At 42.5% G+C, this 24,129-nt stretch carries 26 protein-coding genes and 2 other annotated features; of the genes, 23 read left to right on the top strand and 3 right to left on the bottom strand.

Features of this window, described 5'->3' with window-relative positions:
* Positions 1 to 5 precede the first annotated feature (5 nt).
* Entirely contained in the window at positions 6 to 194 is a 189-nt protein-coding gene (locus LCD34_RS03335; RefSeq protein ID WP_003216497.1) for a hypothetical protein, read from the bottom strand.
* A 169-nt stretch (positions 195 to 363) separates the two neighbouring features.
* Positions 364 to 593: a binding site (T-box leader), on the top strand.
* A 59-nt stretch (positions 594 to 652) separates the two neighbouring features.
* Between LCD34_RS03335 and LCD34_RS03330 the strand changes: the two genes are divergently transcribed.
* The 20 genes from LCD34_RS03330 to pheA all read left to right on the top strand — a co-directional run bounded on the left by LCD34_RS03330 (position 653) and on the right by pheA (position 18,735).
* On the top strand, positions 653 to 3,295 hold the full coding sequence (locus LCD34_RS03330; protein WP_224558513.1) for a valine--tRNA ligase: 2,643 nt from the start codon (positions 653 to 655) through the stop codon (positions 3,293 to 3,295).
* 65 nt (positions 3,296 to 3,360) lie between these two features.
* Entirely contained in the window at positions 3,361 to 4,665 is a 1,305-nt protein-coding gene (locus tag LCD34_RS03325; protein ID WP_224558512.1) for a bifunctional folylpolyglutamate synthase/dihydrofolate synthase, read from the top strand.
* Positions 4,666 to 4,814: 149 nt separating this feature from the next.
* Entirely contained in the window at positions 4,815 to 5,546 is a 732-nt protein-coding gene (locus LCD34_RS03320; RefSeq protein ID WP_025207723.1) for a prepilin peptidase, read from the top strand.
* Between the two features lie 157 nt (positions 5,547 to 5,703).
* Positions 5,704 to 6,720, top strand: a complete 1,017-nt coding sequence (locus LCD34_RS03315) for an SPOR domain-containing protein (protein ID WP_224558511.1) — start codon at positions 5,704 to 5,706, stop codon at positions 6,718 to 6,720.
* Positions 6,721 to 6,897: 177 nt separating this feature from the next.
* Positions 6,898 to 7,467, top strand: a complete 570-nt coding sequence (locus tag LCD34_RS03310; RefSeq protein ID WP_224558510.1) for a Maf family protein — start codon at positions 6,898 to 6,900, stop codon at positions 7,465 to 7,467.
* A gap of 48 nt (positions 7,468 to 7,515) precedes the next feature.
* On the top strand, positions 7,516 to 8,190 hold the full coding sequence (gene radC / locus LCD34_RS03305; protein WP_026050121.1) for a RadC family protein: 675 nt from the start codon (positions 7,516 to 7,518) through the stop codon (positions 8,188 to 8,190).
* Between the two features lie 90 nt (positions 8,191 to 8,280).
* Positions 8,281 to 9,300 carry a rod shape-determining protein gene (locus LCD34_RS03300; RefSeq protein WP_007501538.1) on the top strand — a complete coding sequence of 340 codons (1,020 nt, stop codon included), beginning with the start codon at positions 8,281 to 8,283 and terminating at the stop codon, positions 9,298 to 9,300.
* A gap of 27 nt (positions 9,301 to 9,327) precedes the next feature.
* Positions 9,328 to 10,227: a rod shape-determining protein MreC gene (gene mreC / locus LCD34_RS03295; protein WP_007501536.1), complete on the top strand. Its 900-nt coding sequence runs from the start codon at positions 9,328 to 9,330 to the stop codon at positions 10,225 to 10,227.
* Positions 10,224 to 10,742 (top strand): rod shape-determining protein MreD, encoded by a 519-nt coding sequence (mreD, locus tag LCD34_RS03290; RefSeq protein WP_048002775.1) that lies wholly within the window; start codon positions 10,224 to 10,226, stop codon positions 10,740 to 10,742. Before mreC ends, mreD begins: the two co-directional genes overlap by 4 nt.
* A 54-nt stretch (positions 10,743 to 10,796) precedes the next feature.
* The gene (minC, locus tag LCD34_RS03285; RefSeq protein WP_224558509.1) at positions 10,797 to 11,480 is read left to right on the top strand and encodes a septum site-determining protein MinC; all 684 of its coding nucleotides are present in this window, start codon (positions 10,797 to 10,799) and stop codon (positions 11,478 to 11,480) included.
* 2 nt (positions 11,481 to 11,482) lie between these two features.
* Positions 11,483 to 12,286, top strand: a complete 804-nt coding sequence (minD, locus tag LCD34_RS03280) for a septum site-determining protein MinD (protein ID WP_017358134.1) — start codon at positions 11,483 to 11,485, stop codon at positions 12,284 to 12,286.
* Positions 12,287 to 12,395: 109 nt separating this feature from the next.
* Complete coding sequence (locus tag LCD34_RS03275; RefSeq protein ID WP_008342800.1) at positions 12,396 to 13,187, top strand: M23 family metallopeptidase; 792 nt, start codon at positions 12,396 to 12,398, stop codon at positions 13,185 to 13,187.
* The gene (locus tag LCD34_RS03270) at positions 13,180 to 14,049 is read left to right on the top strand and encodes a M50 family metallopeptidase (RefSeq protein WP_041506793.1); all 870 of its coding nucleotides are present in this window, start codon (positions 13,180 to 13,182) and stop codon (positions 14,047 to 14,049) included. Before LCD34_RS03275 ends, LCD34_RS03270 begins: the two co-directional genes overlap by 8 nt.
* A gap of 66 nt (positions 14,050 to 14,115) precedes the next feature.
* Positions 14,116 to 14,189: a sequence feature (ribosomal protein L21 leader region), on the top strand.
* 12 nt (positions 14,190 to 14,201) lie between these two features.
* Positions 14,202 to 14,510: a 50S ribosomal protein L21 gene (rplU, locus tag LCD34_RS03265; protein ID WP_003216781.1), complete on the top strand. Its 309-nt coding sequence runs from the start codon at positions 14,202 to 14,204 to the stop codon at positions 14,508 to 14,510.
* A gap of 14 nt (positions 14,511 to 14,524) precedes the next feature.
* On the top strand, positions 14,525 to 14,863 hold the full coding sequence (locus LCD34_RS03260; RefSeq protein WP_007501524.1) for a ribosomal-processing cysteine protease Prp: 339 nt from the start codon (positions 14,525 to 14,527) through the stop codon (positions 14,861 to 14,863).
* 12 nt (positions 14,864 to 14,875) lie between these two features.
* Positions 14,876 to 15,160, top strand: coding sequence for a 50S ribosomal protein L27 (gene rpmA, locus LCD34_RS03255; protein WP_003216586.1), 285 nt, complete (start codon positions 14,876 to 14,878; stop codon positions 15,158 to 15,160).
* A 277-nt stretch (positions 15,161 to 15,437) separates the two neighbouring features.
* Entirely contained in the window at positions 15,438 to 16,031 is a 594-nt protein-coding gene (locus LCD34_RS03250; protein WP_007501522.1) for a sporulation initiation phosphotransferase B, read from the top strand.
* 21 nt (positions 16,032 to 16,052) lie between these two features.
* Positions 16,053 to 17,339, top strand: a complete 1,287-nt coding sequence (gene obgE, locus LCD34_RS03245) for a GTPase ObgE (RefSeq protein WP_007501521.1) — start codon at positions 16,053 to 16,055, stop codon at positions 17,337 to 17,339.
* A gap of 55 nt (positions 17,340 to 17,394) precedes the next feature.
* On the top strand, positions 17,395 to 17,838 hold the full coding sequence (locus tag LCD34_RS03240; protein WP_008342790.1) for an ACT domain-containing protein: 444 nt from the start codon (positions 17,395 to 17,397) through the stop codon (positions 17,836 to 17,838).
* Between the two features lie 18 nt (positions 17,839 to 17,856).
* A complete protein-coding gene (pheA, locus tag LCD34_RS03235; RefSeq protein ID WP_017358133.1) occupies positions 17,857 to 18,735 on the top strand; it encodes a prephenate dehydratase in 879 nt (292 codons plus the stop codon).
* Positions 18,736 to 18,759: 24 nt separating this feature from the next.
* Here pheA and LCD34_RS03230 read toward each other — a convergent pair whose 3' ends face one another.
* Together LCD34_RS03230 and LCD34_RS03225 are read right to left on the bottom strand one after the other, a co-directional pair.
* The gene (locus LCD34_RS03230) at positions 18,760 to 19,299 is read right to left on the bottom strand and encodes a transcription repressor NadR (protein ID WP_065460808.1); all 540 of its coding nucleotides are present in this window, start codon (positions 19,297 to 19,299) and stop codon (positions 18,760 to 18,762) included.
* A 3-nt stretch (positions 19,300 to 19,302) separates the two neighbouring features.
* Positions 19,303 to 20,451, bottom strand: coding sequence for an IscS subfamily cysteine desulfurase (locus LCD34_RS03225; protein WP_318010716.1), 1,149 nt, complete (start codon positions 20,449 to 20,451; stop codon positions 19,303 to 19,305).
* Between the two features lie 92 nt (positions 20,452 to 20,543).
* Here LCD34_RS03225 and nadB point away from each other — a divergent pair, with 92 nt between their 5' ends.
* Genes nadB through nadA form a run of 3 tightly spaced genes read left to right on the top strand, consistent with a single transcriptional unit; the run spans position 20,544 to position 24,056 of the window.
* Positions 20,544 to 22,115: an L-aspartate oxidase gene (gene nadB, locus LCD34_RS03220; RefSeq protein WP_224558507.1), complete on the top strand. Its 1,572-nt coding sequence runs from the start codon at positions 20,544 to 20,546 to the stop codon at positions 22,113 to 22,115.
* Entirely contained in the window at positions 22,097 to 22,960 is an 864-nt protein-coding gene (gene nadC / locus LCD34_RS03215) for a carboxylating nicotinate-nucleotide diphosphorylase (RefSeq protein ID WP_171465627.1), read from the top strand. Before nadB ends, nadC begins: the two co-directional genes overlap by 19 nt.
* Entirely contained in the window at positions 22,947 to 24,056 is a 1,110-nt protein-coding gene (nadA, locus tag LCD34_RS03210; RefSeq protein WP_052320804.1) for a quinolinate synthase NadA, read from the top strand. The genes nadC and nadA overlap by 14 nt, the downstream gene beginning before the upstream one ends.
* The last annotated feature ends 73 nt before the right edge of the window (positions 24,057 to 24,129 follow it).

Below are 24,129 nucleotides of genomic sequence, written 5' to 3'. Positions count from 1 at the left end.
CTCTCTTAAAACCAATCAAGATGAAAGGCACAGGCGAGAAATATGAGAATTCCTAAGATGAGGACGTCAAATGTTGTGGGAAAAATGATCGTACGAAAGCCTTGAAATATGGCAATCGGGAGAACGACTTGGGAGGCAACTGCCCGAATTTGTCTAAGCCATGGGGGGAGTGTGTAAGGATTGATCTTTTTCAAAATAAAACGCCCTCCTTCTTTATTTTGTTATTATCATATGGGCAAAGAGGCAAAGGGTGCCTGCCCAATTTGTATAAAGAAGAAGAAAAGCGGAAAAGATGATTGACGAAAACAAAAGGCATTTAGTAATATTAATAAAAGATGAGTATAAGCTGATGAACGTGATATATCGTAAGCGTGGATCAGGAAGAGTACGAGCAAGACCCTAAAGAGAGGGAAACCAATAGCTGAAAGGTTTTCTAGGATGCACTTGTTTGGAAGGTCGCCTGTGAGCTTAATTTCTTGAAACATGTAGTAGAGAAATTCGGGAGATCCCCGTTATCCTTTAGAGAGTACGGGACACGTCTAAGTGTTTCGTGAAAAAAGGTGGTACCGCGAAAAAGCTTTTTCGTCCTTTTATAAGGATGAGAAGGCTTTTTTTATGTTTCATCAGCCGAAAAAATGTGGAGGTAACACAAATGGAAACAAATAATCAAGAAATGCCAACAAAGTACGATCCAAATGCGATTGAAAAAGACCGCTATACGTACTGGCTTGAAGGGAAATTCTTCGAAGCACAAAATGACAAAACGAAAGATCCATATACAGTCGTCATTCCTCCACCAAACGTGACAGGAAAATTACACTTAGGGCATGCTTGGGATTCAACCCTTCAAGACATCGTGACTCGTATGAAACGGATGCAGGGCTATGATGTTTTATGGCTGCCAGGAATGGACCATGCGGGTATTGCAACACAAGCCAAGGTAGAGGCGAAGCTTCGCGAAGAAGGTGTGAGCCGCTATGATCTCGGACGTGAAAAATTTGTAGAAGAAACGTGGAAATGGAAAGAAGAGTATGCCGATTTTATTCGCAGCCAGTGGGCGAAAATGGGTCTAGGTCTAGACTATTCGCGTGAGCGTTTCACATTAGATGAAGGCTTGAATAAAGCGGTCCGCCAAGTGTTTGTTCAATTGTATGAAAAAGGATTGATCTATCGCGGAGAATACATCATTAACTGGGACCCAGCAACAAAAACGGCCCTTTCTGATATTGAAGTCATCTACAAGGATGTACAAGGTGCGTTTTATCACTTGAGATATCCGCTTGCAGATGGATCAGGTTCGATTGAAATTGCGACAACAAGACCTGAAACGATGCTGGGAGATACGGCAGTCGCTGTACATCCTGAAGATGAACGCTATCAGCATTTGATTGGGAAAACAGTTGTTTTACCAATTACAGGCCGAGAGATTTCAATCGTCGGGGATGACTATGTCGATATGGAATTTGGATCAGGAGCTGTAAAAATTACGCCGGCTCATGACCCGAATGACTTCGAGCTTGGAAACCGTCATAACCTAGAGCGCATTCTTGTGATGAATGAAGATGGCACAATGAATGGAAACGCACTTCAATACAAAGGAATGGACCGCTTCGAATGTCGTAAACAGCTTGTGAAAGATCTTCAAGAAGAAGGCATTTTGTTCAAAATTGAGGACCACATGCATTCAGTTGGTCACAGTGAGCGCAGTGGCGCTGTAGTGGAGCCATATTTATCAACACAATGGTTTGTGAAAATGCAGCCGCTCGCAGATGAAGCCATCAATCTGCAAAAAGGTGATGAGCAAGTTCAATTTGTTCCAGACCGATTTGAAAAGACGTATTTACACTGGATGGAAAATATCCGTGACTGGTGTATTTCTCGTCAGCTATGGTGGGGCCACCGCATCCCGGCTTGGTATCATAAAGAAACGAAGGAAGTATACGTGGGACTTGATGCTCCAGAAGATATTGAAAACTGGGAGCAAGATAACGATGTACTTGATACATGGTTTAGTTCAGCGCTTTGGCCTTTCTCTACAATGGGCTGGCCGGATGCAGACAGTGAAGACTTCAAGCGCTACTATCCAACAAACCTGCTTGTAACAGGCTATGACATCATCTTCTTCTGGGTATCTCGTATGATATTCCAAGGTCTTGAATTCACAGGAGAAAAACCATTTAAAGACGTCCTCATTCATGGTCTTATTCGCGATGAACAAGGGCGTAAAATGAGTAAGTCACTTGGCAACGGAATTGATCCAATGGAGGTCATCGACAAGTACGGAGCGGATTCATTGAGATATTTCTTAGCGACTGGAAGCTCTCCAGGTCAAGATTTACGTTTTAGCTTTGAAAAGGTTGAATCCACTTGGAACTTTGCGAACAAAATTTGGAACGCATCCCGTTTTGCTCTCATGAATATGGATGGTTTAACGTACGATGAGCTTGATTTGACAGGAGAAAAATCAGTTGCTGATCAATGGATTTTAACACGCTTAAATGAAACGATTGAAAGTGTCACACAGCTTGCTGACAAGTATGAATTCGGTGAAGTGGGCAGACATTTATACAACTTCATTTGGGATGATTTCTGTGATTGGTACATTGAAATGGCGAAACTTCCGCTTTATGGAGAAGATGAAGCAGCGAAGAAAACGACTCGTTCGATCCTTGCGTATGTATTAGATCAAACGATGAGACTTCTTCATCCGTTTATGCCGTTCTTAACAGAAGAAATCTGGCAGCATCTACCTCATGAAGGTGAGTCCATTACTGTAGCGGCATGGCCTGAAGTGAAGCCGGAGCTTTCCAACGAACAAGCTTCTGCTGATATGAAACTGCTTGTTGAACTGATTCGCTCTGTTCGTAACATTCGCAGTGAAGTCAACACACCAATGAGCAAACAAGTCGAGCTATATATCAAAGCATCCACATCTGATGTACAGGAACGTTTAGAGAAGAACCGTTCATATATTGAACGCTTTACGAATCCAAGTGTGCTTGAAATTGGCACGGATGTTCCTGCTAGTGATAAAGCGATGACGGCTGTTATTTCTGGAGCAGAACTCATTCTACCGCTTGAAGGCTTAATCAACTTAGATGAAGAAATTGCTCGTCTGCAAAAAGAGCTTGATAAACTGACAAAAGAAGTGGAACGAGTTCAGAAAAAGCTTGGCAATGAAGGCTTTATGAAAAAAGCGCCTGAAAGTGTCGTAGAAGAAGAGCGTGCGAAAGAACGTGATTATGTCGCAAAACGCGAAGCTGTTCAAAAGCGTATTGAAGAGCTGAAAGCATAATGTTTAAAAGACGGCTCCTAACGGAATGGAGTCGTCTTTTTTGAAAATTTCGTATGAAATGAGAGATGACATTGTTTATAACCTATCATGAAGCCATTGAATGGATTCATAGCAGACTCGCTTTCGGTGTCAAACCGGGACTTGAACGAATGAAATGGCTGATGGACAGACTAGACCATCCTGAACAAAAAATAAGAGCGGTGCATGTAGCTGGAACAAATGGAAAAGGATCAACGATTGCATTTACGCGATCCATTTTACAGTCAGCGGGCTATTCAGTTGGAACCTTCACCTCACCATTTATTTTAACGTTCAATGAACGAATTAGTGTTAATGGGGAGCCGATTTTGGACGAAGAGTGGCTGAGTTTGGTGAACGACATCAAGCCTTTAGTTGATGAATTAGATGATACAGAGCTTGGTGCAGCAACAGAGTTTGAGATCATTACAGCATGTGCGTTTGCTTATTTTGCCCATGTGCACCAAGTAGACTTTGTCCTCTTGGAAACAGGACTTGGCGGAAGACTTGATTCTACAAATGTGGCAGCTCCCATCTTAACAGCAATTACGTCGATTGGTCACGATCATATGGCCATTTTAGGCGACACACTTGATCAGATTGCCGCAGAAAAAGCTGGCATTATTAAAACTGGGATTCCGATGATCACGGCCGTTCATCAAGCGGAAGCTCTTACTGTGATTCAACACAAAGCCAAAGAAAAGAATGCGCCGTTTATCTCGTTATATGATACTTGTACCTTTAAGGACCAGCAGCCGACGGAAACAGGTGAACGCTTCACATTCACTACCCCAAAAAGGGAGTACTCGCAGCTAGAGACAGGGTTGATCGGAACGCATCAAATGCAGAACGCCTCCCTTGCCGTTCTAATGATCGAATGGCTGGAGCAAGAAGGATATATCCATGTGCTAGATGAGCAAGTGTATGAAGGAATTCGGCAAGCGGTGTGGGCTGGAAGATTTGAAAAGATCCAAGATGAGCCTCTTGTTTATTTAGATGGTGCTCATAACGAAGAAGGAATGGACCGTTTAATCGAAACTGTACAAGCTCATTTTTCTAGTAAACAGGTTCATGTATGTTTTAGTGCGTTAAAAGATAAACCTTACAAACAAATGATCGAAAAGCTTGAAAGGATTAGTTCATCGATTCATTTTGTTTCCTTTGACTTTCCAAGAGCTGAATCAGCGGAAAAGCTTTATGCTTGCAGCCATTTAAAAGCAAAATCGTTTGATGAAGACCCTCGTACAGTGCTTGACTTTATTCAGAAAAAAAGCGCTGACCCTGCAGCAATGATTCTGGTGACAGGTTCGCTTTATTTTATCTCAGATGTACGAAGTCGTATTTTACAGTAAGGAAAAGACGCAAATTGCTTCTATGCAGTGTGCGTCTTTTTTCTTTTGATATGTAGGAGAGGGGGAAATTCACTTTTTCGCAAGGTGATCAAAGGTGAATCGCTATGGTACAATCCGGTCTATTCTATTTCCGGAAGGAGTTACCTAATTTGATTGATTTTTTTATGTTTTTCACAGGCATGGTTATGGGGTCATTTTTTCATCTAGTTGGTGAGAGGCTTCCGATGAAGCGGTCCATTCTTTTTCCTCGTTCACACTGCGGAGCTTGTAAAGAGCCGCTTTCTTTTCACGACATGCTCCCGCTTGTTTCTTATATTGTATTGAAAGGGTCATGTAAGCATTGTGGAACCCGGCTCTCTTTGCTTTATCCACTGGTTGAGCTGTTGACAGGCGTCCTTTTTTTACTCGTTTATAGACATGCTGGTTTCTCTTATGAGGGCCTTTTTCTTGTGAGTCTATGTAGTTTATTCGTGATTGCTGTCGTGAGCGATCTTTTTTATATGAGAGTACCCAACGAGCTCTTTCTCTTCTTTTTTCCTCTTTTCGTCATATACCGCATGCTAGAACCACTTTTTATTTGGTGGGAAGGAGCGGCATCCCTTCTTATTTGTCTTCTTTTGTTTTATAGTTTAGAACATTTTAAGCCAAATAGTATGGGGGGAGCGGATGTCAAACTATTTGGTGTGCTTGCATTTTGCTTCGGATTTAAACCGTTTCTGATCATTCTTTTTCTTTCGTCTGTCACGGGAATGGTTTACGCAAAGGTGTTTTCTTACAAGGCAAATGAACCCTTTCCTTTTGTTCCTGCCATCGCTTGTTCTTTCTGGTTTTATCTTTTTTGTGGTGATCTGTTAAACCCAATTCGCGATTTTTTCGGATGAGAAAATTGGCGAACACTTTTTGAACCTGCCGACAAAAGTCTTGTTCTTTTTTTTATTGGCTATGTTAAAGTGTGAAACAGAAAGAAGGACGGGTTACATTCGCGCTATTTCATTGGACAGAAAGGTCTTTCTTACAAACAATGTCAGAAAGCGGGGAATGACAGTGAAAAAAAGGCAGGCAAAAAAACAAGGGTTAAAGGTCAATATTAATGGCAAGGAAGAAATGCTGCATGGAGAAGAGCATCAACCTCAAAAACAGCAAGAGGATCAAGTGACGTTTTCGAACTGGGAGGAAAAGAGGCAGTCGGAACAGGAGACAGCTGCTTCCGGGGAAGAACCGTCTAAACCGAAAGAAGAAGATTTTCAATGGGACGATGCGGCTGATCACATTTATCATTCGGATCCAAAGGTCGTCACACCTTATCAAAAGAAAAAAGGTTCTTTTGACCAGAAGTTCAGTAAAAACCGCGGTCCCTTCAAACGAGTGATGACAACGATTGTGTTTGCAGTCGTTCTAGGGACAGGCCTCGGTGTATTTGCATTAAGTTTAAGTAAAGATGGGTCTGCCAATCCATCAGGAGGCGATCATATCAGCGTCTCAGCATCTGGAAGCGGACCTTCGGCGAAAGCTGGGGGAGATGCGCCACCGGCTGATCTTGCAGATACGTCAAAGGACAATGAAGGTGAAAAAAGTGCATCAGGTCATTTTTCAACCTTTGTGGTGCAGGCTGGGAAGTTTTCTTCTGAAAAAGGAGCAGATGACTTAGTGGACAGTTTAAAAGAGGCAGGATATGCAGGTAAAAAGGTATCAATGGATGATGGATATTATGTGATTGCCGGGCTTGCCTCAGAACAAGGGATGACAAGTGCCGTTGGGAAAAAATTGATCGATCAGCACTTTGAAGCATGGGGAGGAAAAGAGCTCTCATTTCAAGTGCCGGATGAGCTGACAGGTTTAATAGAGAAGGCATCTGTCTTATCCTCTAAGGTGATTGCAGGAGAAGATGTGGATCAAAAAGAAGTCACTCAGCTGATTTCTGAACTTGAAAATGCCAAAACAACTGACGCACCAGCTAAAAGCAGTTTGCTGAAAGCTGTACAGCTTTTAAATGACCCATCTGCTGAAAATGGCTGGAAATCTCAGCAAGCGCTATTGGATCAACTAAATACGTAAAATCATGTTTTTAACAGCCAAACTAGTCAAAAAATGACTAGTTTTTTTCTTTTGCTTCCAACATAATGATGTAGGAACATGAAAATGGCATTTTCGTTAATTGTCGGTAAGATGTTCATTTGATAGGATGAATGGGTATCTTACTTCTTAGGCTAAACCCTGAAAGGATGAACAAACATGAACCAGTTAATACTCGCATCTCAATCACCTAGAAGAAAAGAATTGCTTGATTTAGCAGGGTTTTCTTATGACATTCAAGCAAGTGATTTAAAAGAAGAAATAAATCGAAACCTTTCTCCTGCTGAGAACGTCCAATGGTTGGCAGAACAAAAAGCAAATGATATTCAAAAAATACATCCCAAAGCTGTGATCATTGGTGCAGATACAATTGTTGCAATTGATGGCAAATGTCTTGGAAAGCCAAAAGACAAGGAAGATGCAGTCTCAATGCTTCAATTATTGTCAGGTAAGACACATCAAGTCTTGACTGGTGTCACGATTCAATCAGAGAATAGAAAAGAAACATTTTATGAACAGACAGACGTGACATTTTGGCCGCTTACACAAGATGAAATAGACCGCTATATTGAAACCGGTGAGCCTCTTGATAAAGCTGGAAGTTACGGCATTCAAGGAAAAGGTGCCCTATTTGTACAAAAAATAGACGGTGATTATTTTTCCGTTGTAGGACTCCCTATTGCTAAAACAGTCAGAGTGCTTGAAACATTTGGTATCACCCCTTTTTGATGACGGGAAGGAATCAAAAAAGGAGTGTAGATCTTGAATCATTTCCCTATGCTGCTAAAGCATTTTCCTCATGATGAAAAGCCGCGCGAACGATTTGTCAAATATGGTCCAAGCAGCTTATCAAACCATGAACTTGTCGCGATTCTTTTGAGAACAGGCACAAAAAAGGAATCAGTTCTTCAAGTGTCCGCAAGACTTTTACAAACATTTGGTGGTCTTCGTTCTGTGAAGGAAGCTTCGATTGAAGAATTGTCAAAGATTCGAGGAGTTGGAAAAGCGAAGGCGATCTCTCTTTTAGCTGCTTTAGAACTCGGCACTAGATTACACCATCAAACGACGGACAATCGTTATGTGATCCGCACGCCGGAAGATGGTGCGAATTTTGTGATGGAAGATATGAGATTTTTGACGCAGGAGAATTTCGTTTGTCTTTATCTCAATACCAAAAATCAAGTTCTTCATAAACATACTGTGTTTATCGGAAGTCTAAATTCGTCGATTGTTCACCCGCGCGAAATTTTTAAAGAGGCCTTTAAACGTTCGGCCGCTTCATTTATATGTGTGCACAACCATCCATCTGGAGATCCGACGCCCAGCAGGGAAGATATTGAAGTCACACAGCGACTTTTTGAATGTGGGAAGCTGATTGGAATACAGCTGCTTGATCATCTAGTGATCGGTGATCAAAAATTTGTGAGTTTGAAGGAAAAAGGGTATTTGTAACACTTTTTTTTTCAATGTTTTACGATATAATAGAGTTTATGAGTTTTTCCCTAAAGGGAATTTTGGTTTAAGAAAGGAAGATACATACATATGTTTGGAATTGGTACAAAAGACCTTGGAATAGATCTTGGAACAGCGAATACGCTTGTTTTTATTAAAGGAAAAGGCATTGTTGTGAGAGAACCTTCGGTCGTAGCTTTGGAAACTGATACGAAGTCTATAGTGGCGGTTGGAAATGACGCTAGAAACATGATCGGTCGTACACCTGGTAATGTTGTGGCACTGCGCCCAATGAAAGACGGAGTCATTGCAGACTACGAGACGACAGCAACAATGATGAAATATTACATTAATCAAGCATTAAAAGGTAAAGGTCTTTTTGCTCGTAAACCTTACGTGATGGTGTGTGTACCATCTGGTATTACAGCAGTAGAAGAGCGTGCAGTCATTGATGCAACAAGACAAGCTGGTGCTCGTGACGCATACCCTATTGAAGAGCCATTTGCTGCGGCAATCGGTGCTAACCTTCCTGTATGGGAGCCAACTGGAAGCATGGTTGTAGATATTGGCGGCGGTACAACAGAAGTAGCCATTATTTCACTTGGCGGTATTGTGACATCTCAATCGATCCGTGTTGCAGGAGACGAAATGGATGATGCGATCAGCAGCTACATTCGTAAAACGTATAATCTTATGATTGGTGATCGCACGTCAGAAGCGATTAAAATGGAAATCGGTTCTGCGCAGCCTGACGTACATGATGAGATGGACATTCGCGGCCGTGACCTTTTAACAGGCCTGCCAAAAACGATCTCTATTACGGCAGAAGAAATTGCAAAAGCGCTTCGCGATACGGTGGAAACAATTGTCGATGCGGTCAAAATGACACTTGAAAAAACGCCACCTGAGCTAGCAGCAGATATTATGGACCGTGGAATTGTGTTAACAGGCGGCGGTGCATTGCTACGTAATCTTGACAAAGTCATTAGTGATGAAACAAAAATGCCGGTCATTATTGCTGAAGATCCGCTTGACTGTGTGGCGATCGGAACAGGGAAAGCACTAGAACATATTCACTTGTTCAAAGGAAAATCTAAAGATAATCGATAATTGGGCGTAAATAAAGAGGTGTAAGACATGCCGCAGTTTTTTATGAATAAAAGATTAATGTTGCTCCTTGTCTGTGTCATCGTACTGGTGGCCATGATTGGTTTTTCAGTGAAAAGCGGCAGAGGTGCTTCATGGCCGGAAAAATTAGTGGGGGATACGACAGGCTTTTTTCAAGGTGTCTTTCATAAACCATCACAATTTATTGCCGGTATTTATGGGAACGTACAAGATTTAAAGAACACATATGATGAAAACGAGCGACTTCGAAAAAAACTTGATGGACAAACCCAATATGAGGCGAAACTTCAAGAACTAGAAGATGAGAACAAAAAGCTTCGCAAGCAGCTCGGGTATGTGAACTCTATTCGTGACTACACGCCCATTCTTTCAACAGTCATTGCGAGAAACCCGTCCCTTTGGGATAGTTTTGTCATGATTGATAAAGGGAAAAAACAAGGCGTTGAAAAAGATATGGCGGTCACCAATGAGAGTGGTGCGTTAATTGGGAAAATTGAAAGTGATAAGCTCAACAATTTTACGTCGACTGTAAGGTTGCTAAGCTCTACAGATCAAAATAATAGAATTTCAACGAAAATTTTTGCGAAAAAGGGCAAAGAAGAACTCAATGGAATTATTAACGGTTATGACAGCAAGAAAAAAATGCTGACAATGAACATTTTAAAATCCGATGCTGATGGGGATGTCAAAAAAGGAGATCTTGTTGAAACATCTGGAGCAGGGGGCGTATTCCCGCAGGGCTTGACGATTGGAAAGGTAAGCGAAATTGAGCCTGACCATTACGGACTGACAAAAATTATTTATGTAGAACCAGCTGCTGAACTCAATAATTTAGACCGCGTGATTGTTGTGAATCGCAGCACAAGTACGGCAGATGCATCTCAATTAACGAAGGAGGAAGGCTCGTGAAACGTGTCCTTCTTGCTTTCGTCATGTTGTTTATTTTCGTATTTGACAGTATTTTTGTCGATTTAGTGAAGCTCCCATTTGTTTCAGATAATCAAATTTTAGCACCTCATTTCATCTTACTCGCACTTGTATTTATGACAGCTTTTGTGAATCAAAAATATGGTGTGATTTATGGATTTGTCTTTGGACTTTTATATGATATTTCGTATACAGGTATTCTTGGTGTTCATATGTTTGGCTTTGGTGCGCTCTGCTATTTGTTAGCAAAAGCCTTCAAAGTCCTCCAAACGAATATGTTAGTCGTTGTCTTTCTGTCGGTGATTGCTGTTGCAGTGATGGAGTTTTATGTGTACGGTGTTCAAGCGACGATTCAACCAAATATTATGCCTTTTAATACGTATGTCATCGAACGCTTTATTCCAACGATTCTTTTAAATACTGCTGCGTCTCTCATACTTGTTGTGCCGCTTAGGCTCTTTTTCATCAATGTGAAACAAGGACTGATCGACGAATAAAAGCAGGAGTTTGTCCAATTACGGCGAAATGAGTATGTTGTTGAGGTGAGCATCTTGAAAACTCAAAAACAGCAGTATGTGACAATAAAAGGTACAAAAAACGGATTAACATTACAGTTAAATGATGACTGTTCGTTTGAAGACCTTCTTTCTGGCTTGCGAGAGGTTCTTTTACTTGAGCAATATACAGATGGAAGAGAAGGACATAAAGTCAATGTGCATATTAAACTTGGTTTTCGATATTTAACAGAGAATCAGGAGAAGCGTTTGACTGAAGCGGTGTCTGAAAATGAACATCTTGTCATTCACTCTATTGAAAGTGACGTCATGTCAACTGAAGAGGCGAGACGTTTAAAAGCAGAGGCTGAGATTACTTCTGTAGCAAAAATTGTACGCTCTGGACAGGTGCTTTATGTCGAAGGGGATCTTTTATTAATAGGAGATGTCAACCCTGGTGGAACCATTCGTGCTGGGGGGAATATTTTTGTGCTCGGTGCATTAAAAGGTGTAGCGCATGCTGGATGTAATGGAAACAAACAAGCTGTGATTGCGGCATCTCATATGATTCCAACCCAGCTTCGCATCGCACAAGTGTTTAACCGTGCACCGGATCAAAAAGAAGATGGAAATGAAATGGAATGTGCTTATTTAGATATAGATGGCAATATGATCATTGAACGCCTGCAGCAATTGGCTCATATAAGACCTAATCTGACAAGGCTTGAGGGAGGAATGTGAAATTGGGCGAGGCTATTGTGATTACCTCAGGAAAAGGCGGCGTTGGCAAAACAACAACATCTGCAAACTTAGGCACAGCACTAGCAATTCAAGGGAAAAAAGTGTGTCTAGTTGATACCGACATCGGCCTTCGGAATTTAGATGTCGTGATGGGGCTTGAAAACCGCATTATTTATGATCTAGTCGATGTAGTAGAAGGAAGATGCAAGATTCACCAAGCGCTTGTGAAGGATAAGCGGTTCGAGGATCTTTTGTATCTTTTACCTGCTGCTCAAACAAGCGATAAAACGGCGGTAGAGCCGGAGCAGATCAAAGAATTAATTCAATCATTGAAACAAGACTTTGATTATGTTGTCATTGATTGCCCTGCTGGAATTGAGCAAGGCTTTAAAAATGCTGTATCAGGTGCTGACAAAGCGATTGTGGTCACGACACCTGAAATCTCAGCTGTGAGAGATGCAGACCGAATTATCGGCTTGCTGGAACAAGAGGATATTGAACCGCCTCGTTTGATTGTGAACCGCATTCGTACACACATGGCGAAAAATGGCGATTCGATGGATGTGGATGAAGTTGTTCATCATTTATCAATTGATCTTCTCGGCATTGTAGCCGATGATGATGATGTTATTAAGGCTTCAAACAATGGTGAACCGATTGTCATGGATGCTAAAAATAAAGTTTCCATTGCGTATCGCAATATTGCTCGCCGCGTACTAGGTGAATCTGTTCCTCTTCAATCCTTTGAAGAAGAAAACAAAGGGATGTTTGCAAAGCTGAAAGCATTTTTCGGTGTAAGAGCATAATGATTCACGTGAGATGAGACCGATTCGATGAGAATCGGTCTTTTTGTTGCATATCATATGAGGTCGCCACATAAAATGTACAAACTGTTTGTATGTAAAGGGTGATCTTATGAAAAGAGTGGACGAGTATCGAAAGAAAATAGCGCAGCGCCGCAAAATGAAGCAGCCAGCTGCTGCCCCTAAGAAGGCAGCTTTCAAGAAGAAAGATGATATTCCGCCATGGGTCATGTTAACAGAAGAAGAAAAGCATTCTGGCTCGGCTTCCTACGAGTCAACGTCTCACCAAACGAAAAAATTTCGCCATCCGTTATTTCATTCAAATACGTTTGTGCTTAAATGTTTACTTTCTGCCTCTCTAGTACTGATTGCCGCTATTTCATTTAAAGGACAGGCGGGGCCTTTTCAGCAGCTGAAGCCGATGATCAGTCAAACCTTTGAACAAGATTTTCAATTTGCCGCCGCCAACCGGTGGTTTGAGAAAACTGTCGGAAACCCACTTGCCTTTTTGACCGATAAAAAAGAAGGACAAAAGGACGTACAAGCCAATCAAGAGCTGGCTGTCCCTGCCTCTGGCAAAGTGCAGGAATCCTTTACGCAAAATGGTGCCGGAGTGAAAGTTGAAACATCTGCTGAAGCCATCGATAGTATGAAAGAAGGCTATGTCGTAGAAGTGAAAAAGAAAAGTGATACGGGGCTCACAGTCGTGGTGCAGCATGCAGATAACAGCTACAGCTGGTACGGCCAACTAAAAGAAGCTGATGTGGCTTTATACGATTTTGTCGATAAAGGGGAAAAAATTGGTCAAATTGCGCTCGATGAACAAGGCAAGGGGACATATTACTTTGCGATTAAGCAAAATGAACAGTTTATTGATCCCATTCAGGTGATGACCTTTGAATAGATGGCTGCTCATGCTGACAAAGGTCCATGTTCACCCGCTCCTTTGGATAGTCATGGCATTTGCCATGCTATCAGGTCAAATTAAGCCGCTGCTTTGTCTGCTCATTATCGTCTGTGTCCATGAGCTTGGACATGCAGCGGCTGCTTGTTATTATCACTGGCGGATTCGGCGGATTTTTTTACTGCCATTTGGCGGGGCGGTAGAAGTAGAAGAGCACGGGAACCGTCCGCTAAAAGAAGAGCTGGCGGTCATTTTATGCGGACCTCTTCAGCATGTCCCGCTCCAGCTCGTCGCCTGGCTTCTCATGGAAGCCTCACTTATTTCATATGACGTCTTTACGATGTTTACTTTTTATAATGTAGCGATTTTTCTAGTGAACCTTTTGCCCATTTGGCCACTTGATGGCGGAAAATTATTCTTTTTGCTCTTATCTGTTTTTTACCCTTTTCAACAGGCACATGCCCTTGCAATAAAAGGCTCTCTCATTTTTTTTGGTCTTTTAACAGCAGGGTTGCTCTGTTTTGCTCCGCTGCAATTCAACGGCTGGATCCTGCTCACTTTTTTAGCCTACTCGCTTGTGATGGAGCACCGGCAGCGGCATTATATCAGGGTACGTTTTTTACTAGAACGTTATTACGGTAAAAAAGAGCAAAAGGTAGAGAAACTCATTCCGCTGAGAGCGGGTGCTGAGGAGAAAATATATGAAGTGATGGCGCGATTCCAAAGGGGCTGTAAGCATCCCATTATTATCGAACGGAATGGTGTGAAAATGAGCCAGCTTGATGAAAATGAATTGCTCCATGCTTATTTTTCAGATCGAAGAACCACCTCTTCCATGGAAGATCTTCTTTTACCGTACTAATGGTGAAAATACATTGACATTCAGCGTCTAATTTGATATATTTTTTAATGTTATGGATATGTAGCACCCGTGCTACAACCGCGCGGAGCAGGTGTAAAGTGCCTATTGGCCCCCTGTATTCGGCGAGTCTGAGTTTATTAGGAGGTGCAGAGATGTACGCAATTATCGAAACTGGTGGTAAACAAGTAAAAGTTGAAGAAGGTCAAACTGTTTATGTTGAAAAACTAGCTGCTGAAGCAGGTGAAACAGTTACTTTCGAAAACGTATTGTTTGTCGGCGGAGACACTGTCAAAGTGGGTAACCCTTCAGTTGCTGGAGCAACAGTAACGGCTAAAGTTGAAAAACAAGGTCGCGGTAAGAAAATTACTGTGTTCAAGTACAAACCGAAGAAAAACAACCACAAGAAACAAGGTCATCGTCAACCTTACACTAAAGTTGTTATCGAAAAAATCAACGCTTAAGGCGTGTGAGTGATATGATCAAAGCAACCATTACTCGGTCGCCAGCAGATGAAAGCATTACGTCTTTTCAGATGACTGGACATGCCGAGTTTGCTGAAAAAGGTCAGGATCTCGTTTGTGCAGGTGTATCTGCTGTTGTTTTCGGGTCAGTCAATTCAATTATTGCACTGACAGGAATGGATCCACTGCTTGATATTGGAGATGAAGGCGGGTATTTCTCTTTTGAACTGCCAGCTGATACAGATCCAGTCACCTTTGAAAAAGCCCAGTTGCTTTTAGAAGGCATGGTCGTTTCCTTAGAAACAATTGAACGAGATTATCACGATTATGTGAGAATATCTACAAAAAAATAGGAGGTGAACTTCATGCTTAGATTAGATCTTCAATTTTTCGCATCTAAAAAAGGGGTAGGTTCTACAAAGAACGGACGTGACTCTGAGTCTAAACGTTTAGGCGCTAAACGTGCTGATGGTCAATTCGTAACTGGTGGTTCTATCCTTTATCGTCAACGTGGAACGAAAATCTATCCAGGTGAAAACGTTGGACGCGGAGGCGACGACACTCTTTTCGCTAAAATCGACGGAACAGTTAAATTCGAACGTTTCGGTCGTGACCGTAAAAAAGTGAGCGTATATCCTGCGGCACAATAATTGCTAAAAACTCCGGTCATTGACTGGAGTTTTTTTCACTATTCAGGGAGCTTTTGCGCTTTTTACAAGTAGTACCGAAGATGATAAAAGAAGATGCACTCCATAAATATCAAAGAATGTTTGCTGACTTTGCCTCATTTTCTCCTATACGATCAGAAAAAACAACCTTTCCTCACATAACTAGTGTTTTTCTAAGCTGTCTTCTCTGTTATAATTCAGGGAGACATATTGATGATAAGACTCCTAAAAGAGAGACCAAACGATTGGGAGTGCGATAATGGAAGAGATACCAAGTAAACAAAACGAAAAATTAACTCACGTTGCATTAACGAATGAATTGATCCATCTGCTTAGTCGTTCAAGACACGACTGGATGAATAAATTGCAGTTAATCAAAGGCAACTTGACATTAGAAAAATATGACCGAGTGTTCGAAATAATAGAAGAAATGGTCATTGAAGCACAGCATGAATCCAAACTCTCAAATTTAAAAATTCCCCAATTGGCCTATTACTTTCTAACCTTTAATTGGGAGTCGCATTTTATCACCCTAGAATATGAAGTGCTTGGTGAAACCCGAGACTTATCAGCATATGAATCGCAGCTGCTAACGGTATCACGGGAGTTGTTTTCGATATTCGATCAATCAGTTTGCCAAAAAACTGAAAATCATTTAACGGTCACTTTCCAAACGGATCATGAAGAGAATGATGTGATCTTATATTTTGATTTCAAAGGAAAATTAACAAGTTTGGATGCGTTAAATGCGTTTCATGACGCAAACTATCCATGTATGAGTATAACGCAATTTCATGTGACGAATCACGAGTCCATGATTGAGCTTTGTTTGAGGCAAGAACGAGATATGTGATGCAGAGAAACGGAGGAAGTTATGTTTGTAGATCAGGTTAAAGTGTATGTTAAAGGCGGTGACGGCGGAAACGGTATGGTGGCGTTCCGTCGTGAAAAATATGTGCCAAAAGGCGGGCCAGCTGGCGGCGACGGCGGAAATGGTGCAGATGTAGTTTTTGAAGTAGACGAAGGACTCAGAACGTTAATGGACTTTCGTTATAAGCGTCATTTCAAGGCGGACCGCGGTGAGCATGGAATGAGTAAAAACCAGCATGGCCGAAATGCGGAAGAAATGATTGTTAAAGTTCCGCCGGGTACAGTTGTGACAGATGCTGAGACGGAACAAGTACTAGCTGACTTGACAGAGCATGGACAGCGGGCTGTGATTGCCAAAGGTGGACGTGGCGGACGTGGAAATTCACGCTTCGCAACACCAGCAAACCCTGCACCACAGCTGTCTGAAAACGGTGAGCCAGGTAAAGAACGTGACGTCATCTTAGAATTAAAAGTACTTGCAGATGTTGGACTTGTTGGTTTCCCAAGTGTCGGGAAGTCAACGCTGCTTTCGATTGTCTCTTCTGCGAAACCAAAAATTGCGGATTATCATTTTACAACGCTTGTGCCAAACCTCGGAGTTGTTGAAACAGACGATAACCGAAGCTTTGTCATGGCGGATCTGCCAGGACTGATCGAAGGAGCGCACGAGGGTGTTGGCTTAGGTCATCAATTTTTACGCCACATTGAACGTACACGTGTCATTGTCCATGTCATTGATATGTCTGGACTTGAAGGGCGTGACCCATACGAAGATTACGTGACGATTAACGAGGAGCTTGAGCAATACAATATGAGATTGACAGAGCGTCCGCAAATCATTGTAGCGAACAAAATGGACATGCCGGATGCAGCTGACAATCTAGCGGCATTTAAAGAAAAATTAACAGATGACTATAAAGTGTTCCCAATTAGTGCGATCACAAGAGAAGGGCTTCGTGAGCTCTTATTTGAAATCGCCAATCAGCTTGAAACAACACCGGAATTCCCGCTCTACAATGAAGAAGAGCTCTCTGATAACCGTGTGATGTACAAGTTTGATGAAGGAGAAGCAGCATTTGAGATCTCAAGAGATCCTGATGGTACGTTTGTCTTAACTGGTAAAGCACTTGAGCGACTGTTTAAGATGACAGATTTCTCAAGAGACGAGTCAGTGAAACGATTCTCTAGACAGCTGCGCGGAATGGGCGTTGATGATGCCCTGCGTGAACGTGGTGCAAAAGATGGAGACATCATTCGTCTGCTTGAATTTGAATTTGAATTTATCGATTGATCAAAAGGAGGGTCCAGTTCATGGGCTCTCCCGTTTTTAAAAGGGGAGAAAACAGGTGAAAGAAGAAACGTTCTATTTAGTAAGAGAGGATGTACTTCCGGATGCGATGCGAAAAACGCTTGAAGTCAAAAAGCTTCTCGATCGCAAAAAAGCGGATTCAGTTGCCGATGCTGTTCAAAAAGCGGATTTAAGCCGCAGTGCTTTTTATAAATATCGAGATGCTGTTTTTCCATTTTATACGATGGTCAAAGAGCAGATCATCACATTGTTTTTCCACCTGGAGGATCGGTCTGGGGCTCTGTCTAGGCTACTGCAAATTGTGGCTGACTCTGGTTGTAATGTGTTATCCATTCACCAAACGATTCCGCTGCAAGGAAGAGCGAATGTTACCCTGTCGATCAGTACGGCCGGCATGGCAGATGATATTAATACAGTCATGAATCAATTAAGAAAACTTGAATTTGTCGAAAAAGTTGAAATTCTAGGTTCTGGGGCGTAAAAGGAGAGATCATAGCAGATGAAGCAATTAACGGTAGGTTACTTTGGACCAGAGGCCACATTTACTCATTTGGCTGTCTGTTCTTGTTTTCCAAAAGATGCAGAGCAGCGGGCTTATGCAACCATTCCGCAATGTATGGATGCCGTGTCAAAGGGAGAAGTAGATTTGGCGGTCGTTCCACTTGAAAATGCACTCGAAGGATCTGTGAACTTAACGATTGATTATTTAATTCATGAGGACGCTTTGTCCATTGTGGGCGAAATGACAGCACCAATTCGCCAGCACCTGCTTGTCCATCCATCGAGAGCGGAGAGCTGGGAGACATTAGATGTGATTCAGTCACATCCGCACGCCATTGCGCAGTGTCATCAATTTTTGAAGAGACAGTTTCCTAATATCCCGCATCGGCCAGTGGAATCAACAGGCTATGCAGCGAAATACATCAGTGAGCATCCAGATGAAGCTGTTGGTGCGATTGCGAATGAAATCGCCGCAAAAACGTACGGATTGACGATTGCGAAAAAAGACATTCATGATTATCCGCACAATCATACACGTTTTGTCATTTTACATAAAGAGGCGAAGGCATCGTTCCCAATGAATTCAGGTTTTTCTTCAAAGCCAAAAACGACCATTGTTGTCAGCCTGCCAAAGGATGATCAGTCAGGTGCATTGCACCGCGTGTTATCAGCTTTTTCATGGCGGAATCTCAATTTGTCCAAAATTGAATCGCGTCCGACAAAAACAGGCCTTGGACACTATTTATTTATCATTGATATCGAAAAAGAGATGGATGATGTACTTGTCCCTGGCGCCATTCAAGAATTAGAAGCGATTGGCTGTGAAGTGAAATTACTCGGCAGCTATCAAACATATGAATTAACGAATGAAAAATAGTGTCCTCTTGGGGACACTATTTTTTTAGTCTTTAATGAGAAATCCAGCGTCATCAAGCGCTTGAATGGCTTGGTCAAGCTGCTTTTGGCTGTATGAAGTAAGGGTATGTAAGTGTACGCCGTCTGTCAGCTCTGATAAGTAGGAGGCGCCCGTATTAGAAATATGATGAACGAAGTCAGCCACTTGTTTGCGCGTACTCACTCGAATAGAGGCCGTCAGCTCCCCGTAGACAGGGTGCTCAATGATCACGTCTTTCACCGTTACACCGTAGTCTACAATCAGTGTCAGCTCCTCTTCTGTACGATGAGGATCGTGCTTGCAAGCGATAATCTGTTCAATTTCAGTTTCCGGTGTATGCTGTGCCATATACACATAGCCTTGGCTTGTAGCAATAATGGGTTCGTTTTTTGCTTTTAGTAATGAAATATCTTGTACAATGACTTGTCGTGAGACAGCGGCTTTTTTAGCTAAAAAACTTCCGGTGAGTGGTGTATCAGTCTCTTGTAGCCACTTTAAAATGGCGGTTCTTCTTTCTTCGCCAATGAGTTTTCTCTCTCGTTCCACGTTTTATGCTCCTTTCTTCTCCTTTTGCAAGCGCTCAAATGTATGCAAAAGCTGATCGATGTCATCCTTTGATGATCCTCGTCCAAATGATAGTCGAATAAATTGAAGGGCATCACGATCTGATACATGTAATGCCTTCACAGCAGGGGAAGGGTGGTGATAACCAGAAGCGCACGCACTTCCTGTGGATATACAAATCCCATGCCGGTTACAAGCTAACATTACATATTGTCCTTCAAACCCTTCAAAAAAACAACCAATAATATGAGACAGCATGCGGCGCTGGTCACTTTCTTGCAGCATGCGGACAGGCAGCTTCCGTTTTTTTAGCTGCTGAAGAAAATAATCACGAAGCTGAATATCCAGCTGCTGCTGTTGATCTATTTTCAACATGATTTGCTCGCTCGCGGCAACAAAAGCACCGATGCATGGAACGTTCACTGTCCCTGGGCGTAGACCATTTTCCTGTACAGTATCTTGATATATAGGCTTCCAAGGGACATGTGCCCCCATATAGACAGCACCGGCGCCCTTAGGTGCATACACTTTATGACTCGAAATGGAGAGGGCATCAACCCCAAGGTCTTTAATCGACACATGCATTTTTCCGAATGTCTGCACTGCATCTGTATGAAAAAGAATATCTCTTTCTTTTAAGAGCGTTGCTAATTCAGCTAATGGCTGAATAATCCCAGTTTCTGAGTTGGCATGCTGGATGGATACTAGTCCGGTTTCAGGCAATAGAGCCTGTTTGAGAATCTCCTTTGTGATGATTCCTTCTTGATTCGGTTCTATGAACGTCACCTTCACACCGAGACGCTGCAAGGCATTGACCGCATGATGAACGGAAGGGTGCTCTACTGATGTGGTAATGACATGCTGTTTATGTGGAGGTAGCCCATTTATGATCGATTGAATCGCAAGGATATTGGATTCAGTTCCGCCACTTGTAAAGTAAATACCATCAGGTTCGCCTCCAAGAATCGCTGCAAGTGATTGTCTGCTGTAAGCCAAGATTTCATTTGCTCTTCCTCCTGCATCATGCAGGCTGCTCGCATTTCCGTAACATTCTTTGCTCAACTGCTGAAATACATGCAGTGATTCCTCAGAAACAGGTGTAGAAGCTGCATAATCTAAATAAATCAAATCCATCCATCTCCTGTGTGAAAATTTTTTCTTGTATTTATTGTAGTGTTATGTAATGATATGTGTCAAGACAGGTGTAAATGACAGGAGGGGCGATTGTGTCATCTATCAAAAAAGTCATTGTGGTGGGGTCGGGCATTGCGGCTCTTTCCTTTGTGAATACGATCTCAGAGAACTGCCAAGTCATCATGATGACAAAAAAACAATTTTCCTCTAGTAATTCCATGCTTGCACAAGGGGGAATCGCTGCAGCCTTTTCCGTACATGATTCTGTCGATCAGCATGTGCAAGACACTTTAGCTGCGGGGTGTGGTCACAATGATGACAAAACTGTACAGGAGATCGTCCGTCATGGAAAAGATCTTGTAAAGAAGCTCGTAGAAGAGGGCTGCCCATTTGATCGAGATGAAACGGGAATTCCGCAGTTAGGTAAAGAGGGAGCCCATACGACCCATCGTATTCTGCATGCAGGAGGAGATCAAACGGGAAAAACCCTCGTGCAGTTTTTGAAAGAGAAGCTCGGCTCACACATTCATGTATACGAAAACCAGCATGTCATGGATCTATTAGTTCATGAAGGGATATGTACCGGTGTTGTGTGGAAAGACGAAAAAGGTCATGTACATACAATGACCGCAGATGCAGTTGTATTATCCACTGGCGGCTGTGGATCCTTATATGAAACAAACACAAATGATCCGTCTGTGACAGGAGATGGTCTGATGATGGCCTATCGCGCAGGGGCACAGCTAGTAGATCTCGAATTTGTGCAATTCCATCCGACCCTTTTGACCACTTCAGGTAAAGCGATCGGTCTCGTATCAGAGGCAGTCAGGGGAGAGGGCGCCTATTTAGAAGATGAATCAGGCAGGCGGATCATGGAAGGAATCCACCCGCAGAGCGATTTAGCGCCTAGAGATGTGGTGGCAAGGACCATTTTCCATGAGCAGCAACTCGGTCATTCCATTTATCTGAACATCCGTGATATTCCGCATTTTTCTTCACGTTTTCCTGCGATTGCTTCGATGTGTCAGCGTGCGGGAGTTGATATGGCAAGCGGAAGGCTGCCAGTTTCACCCGGTATGCACTTTTTAATGGGTGGAATTAAGGTGAATGAACATGGAGAAACAACAGTTCCATCACTTTTCGCCATTGGTGAAGCAGCTTGTACAGGTTTACACGGCGCCAATCGACTGGCAAGTAATTCGCTCTTAGAAGGTCTCGTTTTAGGAAACAAGGCGGCACGGTATGTTGAGCGGTTGCAAGCCCAGCAAGATAAAAACCCTGCTCTTTCCATTCAAGAAGTATGGTCTGTCCCAACGGTGTCACAGGCTCAGCTCAGAAAATGGATGACAGCATATGCCGCAATTGTGAGAGATGAGAAAGGCTTACAGACTTTGCTCGATCATTTAGAACAAGTCTCTTTTCAGCAAATCAATGTGAAGAATATCACAAATGAACAGATCGAAATAACGAATCAATGGGCTTTAGCCATATGCCTTGTCAAATCCGCATTACTCCGAACAGAAAGCAGGGGCGGTCATTATCGCACCGATTATCCAAATCGGCACGATGCTTCGTGGCGAGCAAAACAGATTGTACATGAACAGGGCCATATTTATACCGTAAAAAATGAAAGGATTGGTGCCAAATGGAACGTTTACAGTTAAAGCAAATGCTCACTCATTTTTTAAAAGAAGATATTGGGTTTGGAGATGTATCCGCTGATGCCATCTTTGGAGACAAGAAAGGAACAGCTTACATCATGGCGAAACAATCAGGCGTATTGGCCGGGACACAAGTCATTGATATGGGATACAAACTGCTGAATGAACAAGTTCAAACTGAGCTGTTTTTCCAGGAAGGTGATTGGATTCAGGAAGGGGCTGTACTGGCACAAATAACAGGCCCCGTCAACGACTTGCTGAAAGGGGAGCGGGTGGTGTTGAATATCCTGCAAAGAATGACAGGGATTGCTACACTAACGAATGAAGCAGTAGAGCGATTAGCTGATCCATCTATTACGATATGTGATACGAGAAAGACGACACCCGGTTTGCGCATGCTGGAGAAGTACGCAGTAAAAGTCGGAGGCGGAAAGAATCATCGTTTTGGCTTATCCGATGGGGTGATGATTAAAGATAATCATATTGCGGCTTGTGGTTCTATCAGGGAAGCTGTGGAAAAAGCAAGAGCATACGCTGGTCATATGGTGAAAATTGAAGTGGAAATTGAATCAGAAGCACAGCTGATGGAAGCCATTGAAGCCAAAGCAGATGTCATCATGTTTGACAACTGCTCTCCAGACGAAGTGAAGCGCTTTAAACAAATGACCCCTGAAACTATATTGACAGAGGCATCAGGCGGCATCACGTTAGAGAATGTGGCTAACTACCGGGGGACAGGTGTAGACCTTATTTCACTTGGATTCCTCACACATTCTGCTCCATCATTCGATTTTAGTATGAATATGGAATTCAGCCATAAAGGGGGAACGACTCATGTCCATGCTTGATGTGTTAGCAGCGCAGCATACAGCCATGATGCCAGATGAATATAAACAGCGCTCTTATGATGAAATGAAAGAGAGAGTATTAGAGATTAAACGCGCCTTTGGATCAAAGCTTTTTATACCGGGTCATCATTATCAAAAAGATGAAGTCATCCAATTTGCTGATGTGACAGGTGATTCATTGCAGCTTGCACAAATTGCTGCTGACAATCACGAAGCAGAATACATTGTATTTTGCGGGGTTCATTTTATGGCAGAAACGGCCGATATGCTATCAAAAAAGAATCAGCACGTCTTTTTGCCAGATATGAGAGCAGGTTGTTCAATGGCAGATATGGCGAATATGAAACAAACAGACAGGGCGTGGGATCAGCTCACTGAGCTGTTTGGAGATACGATCCTTCCGCTGACTTATGTAAACTCAACGGCTGATATTAAAGCATTTGTCGGCAAACATGGCGGATCGACTGTCACATCTTCAAACGCTAAAAAAGTATTGGAGTGGGCGCTGACCCAAAAAGAGCGGATTCTTTTTCTTCCTGATCAGCATTTAGGGCGTAACACGGCCTATGATTTAGGGATTCCGCTAGAGGAAATGGCTGTCTGGGATCAAATAGAAGAAAAGCTCATCACCGACCAACCGCTTCATCGAATCAAAATGATTTTATGGAAAGGTCATTGCTCTGTTCATGAGAAATTTACCATTGAGAATATTGAACAAATGAGAAAACGTGACCGTGACATACAGATTCTTGTTCATCCAGAGTGTACGCATGAAGTCGTAAAGGCATCTGATCTAGCTGGTTCAACAAAATTTATTATTGATACGATCAAGCAGGCACCAGCAGGAAGCAAGTGGGCCATTGGAACAGAAATGAATTTAGTGAAACGCATCATTGACCAGCACCCTGACAAACAAATTGAATCCCTCAATCCAGATATGTGTCCATGTTTGACAATGAACCGTATTGACCTGCCTCATCTACTATGGTCACTTGAAAGCATTGAAAAAGGGGAGCCGGTCGGTTTGATTCAAGTGAATGAAGAGACGACAAAAGAGGCATTGCTCGCTTTAAATAAGATGCTGACCATTAAATAATGAAGTGTCCCCTCCTATCAGAAAACAAGTTTTTATCATATCGGCTTGTAAATAGGCATAAATTTATGTTGAA

Origin of the sequence: Bacillus sp. RAR_M1_44 (assembly GCF_020165935.1) — a bacterium.
Taxonomy (GTDB): Bacteria; Bacillota; Bacilli; order Bacillales; family Bacillaceae; genus Bacillus; species Bacillus altitudinis.
Note: the sequence above shows the minus strand (reverse complement) of the source record. Positions and strands in the feature narration are given on the sequence as shown.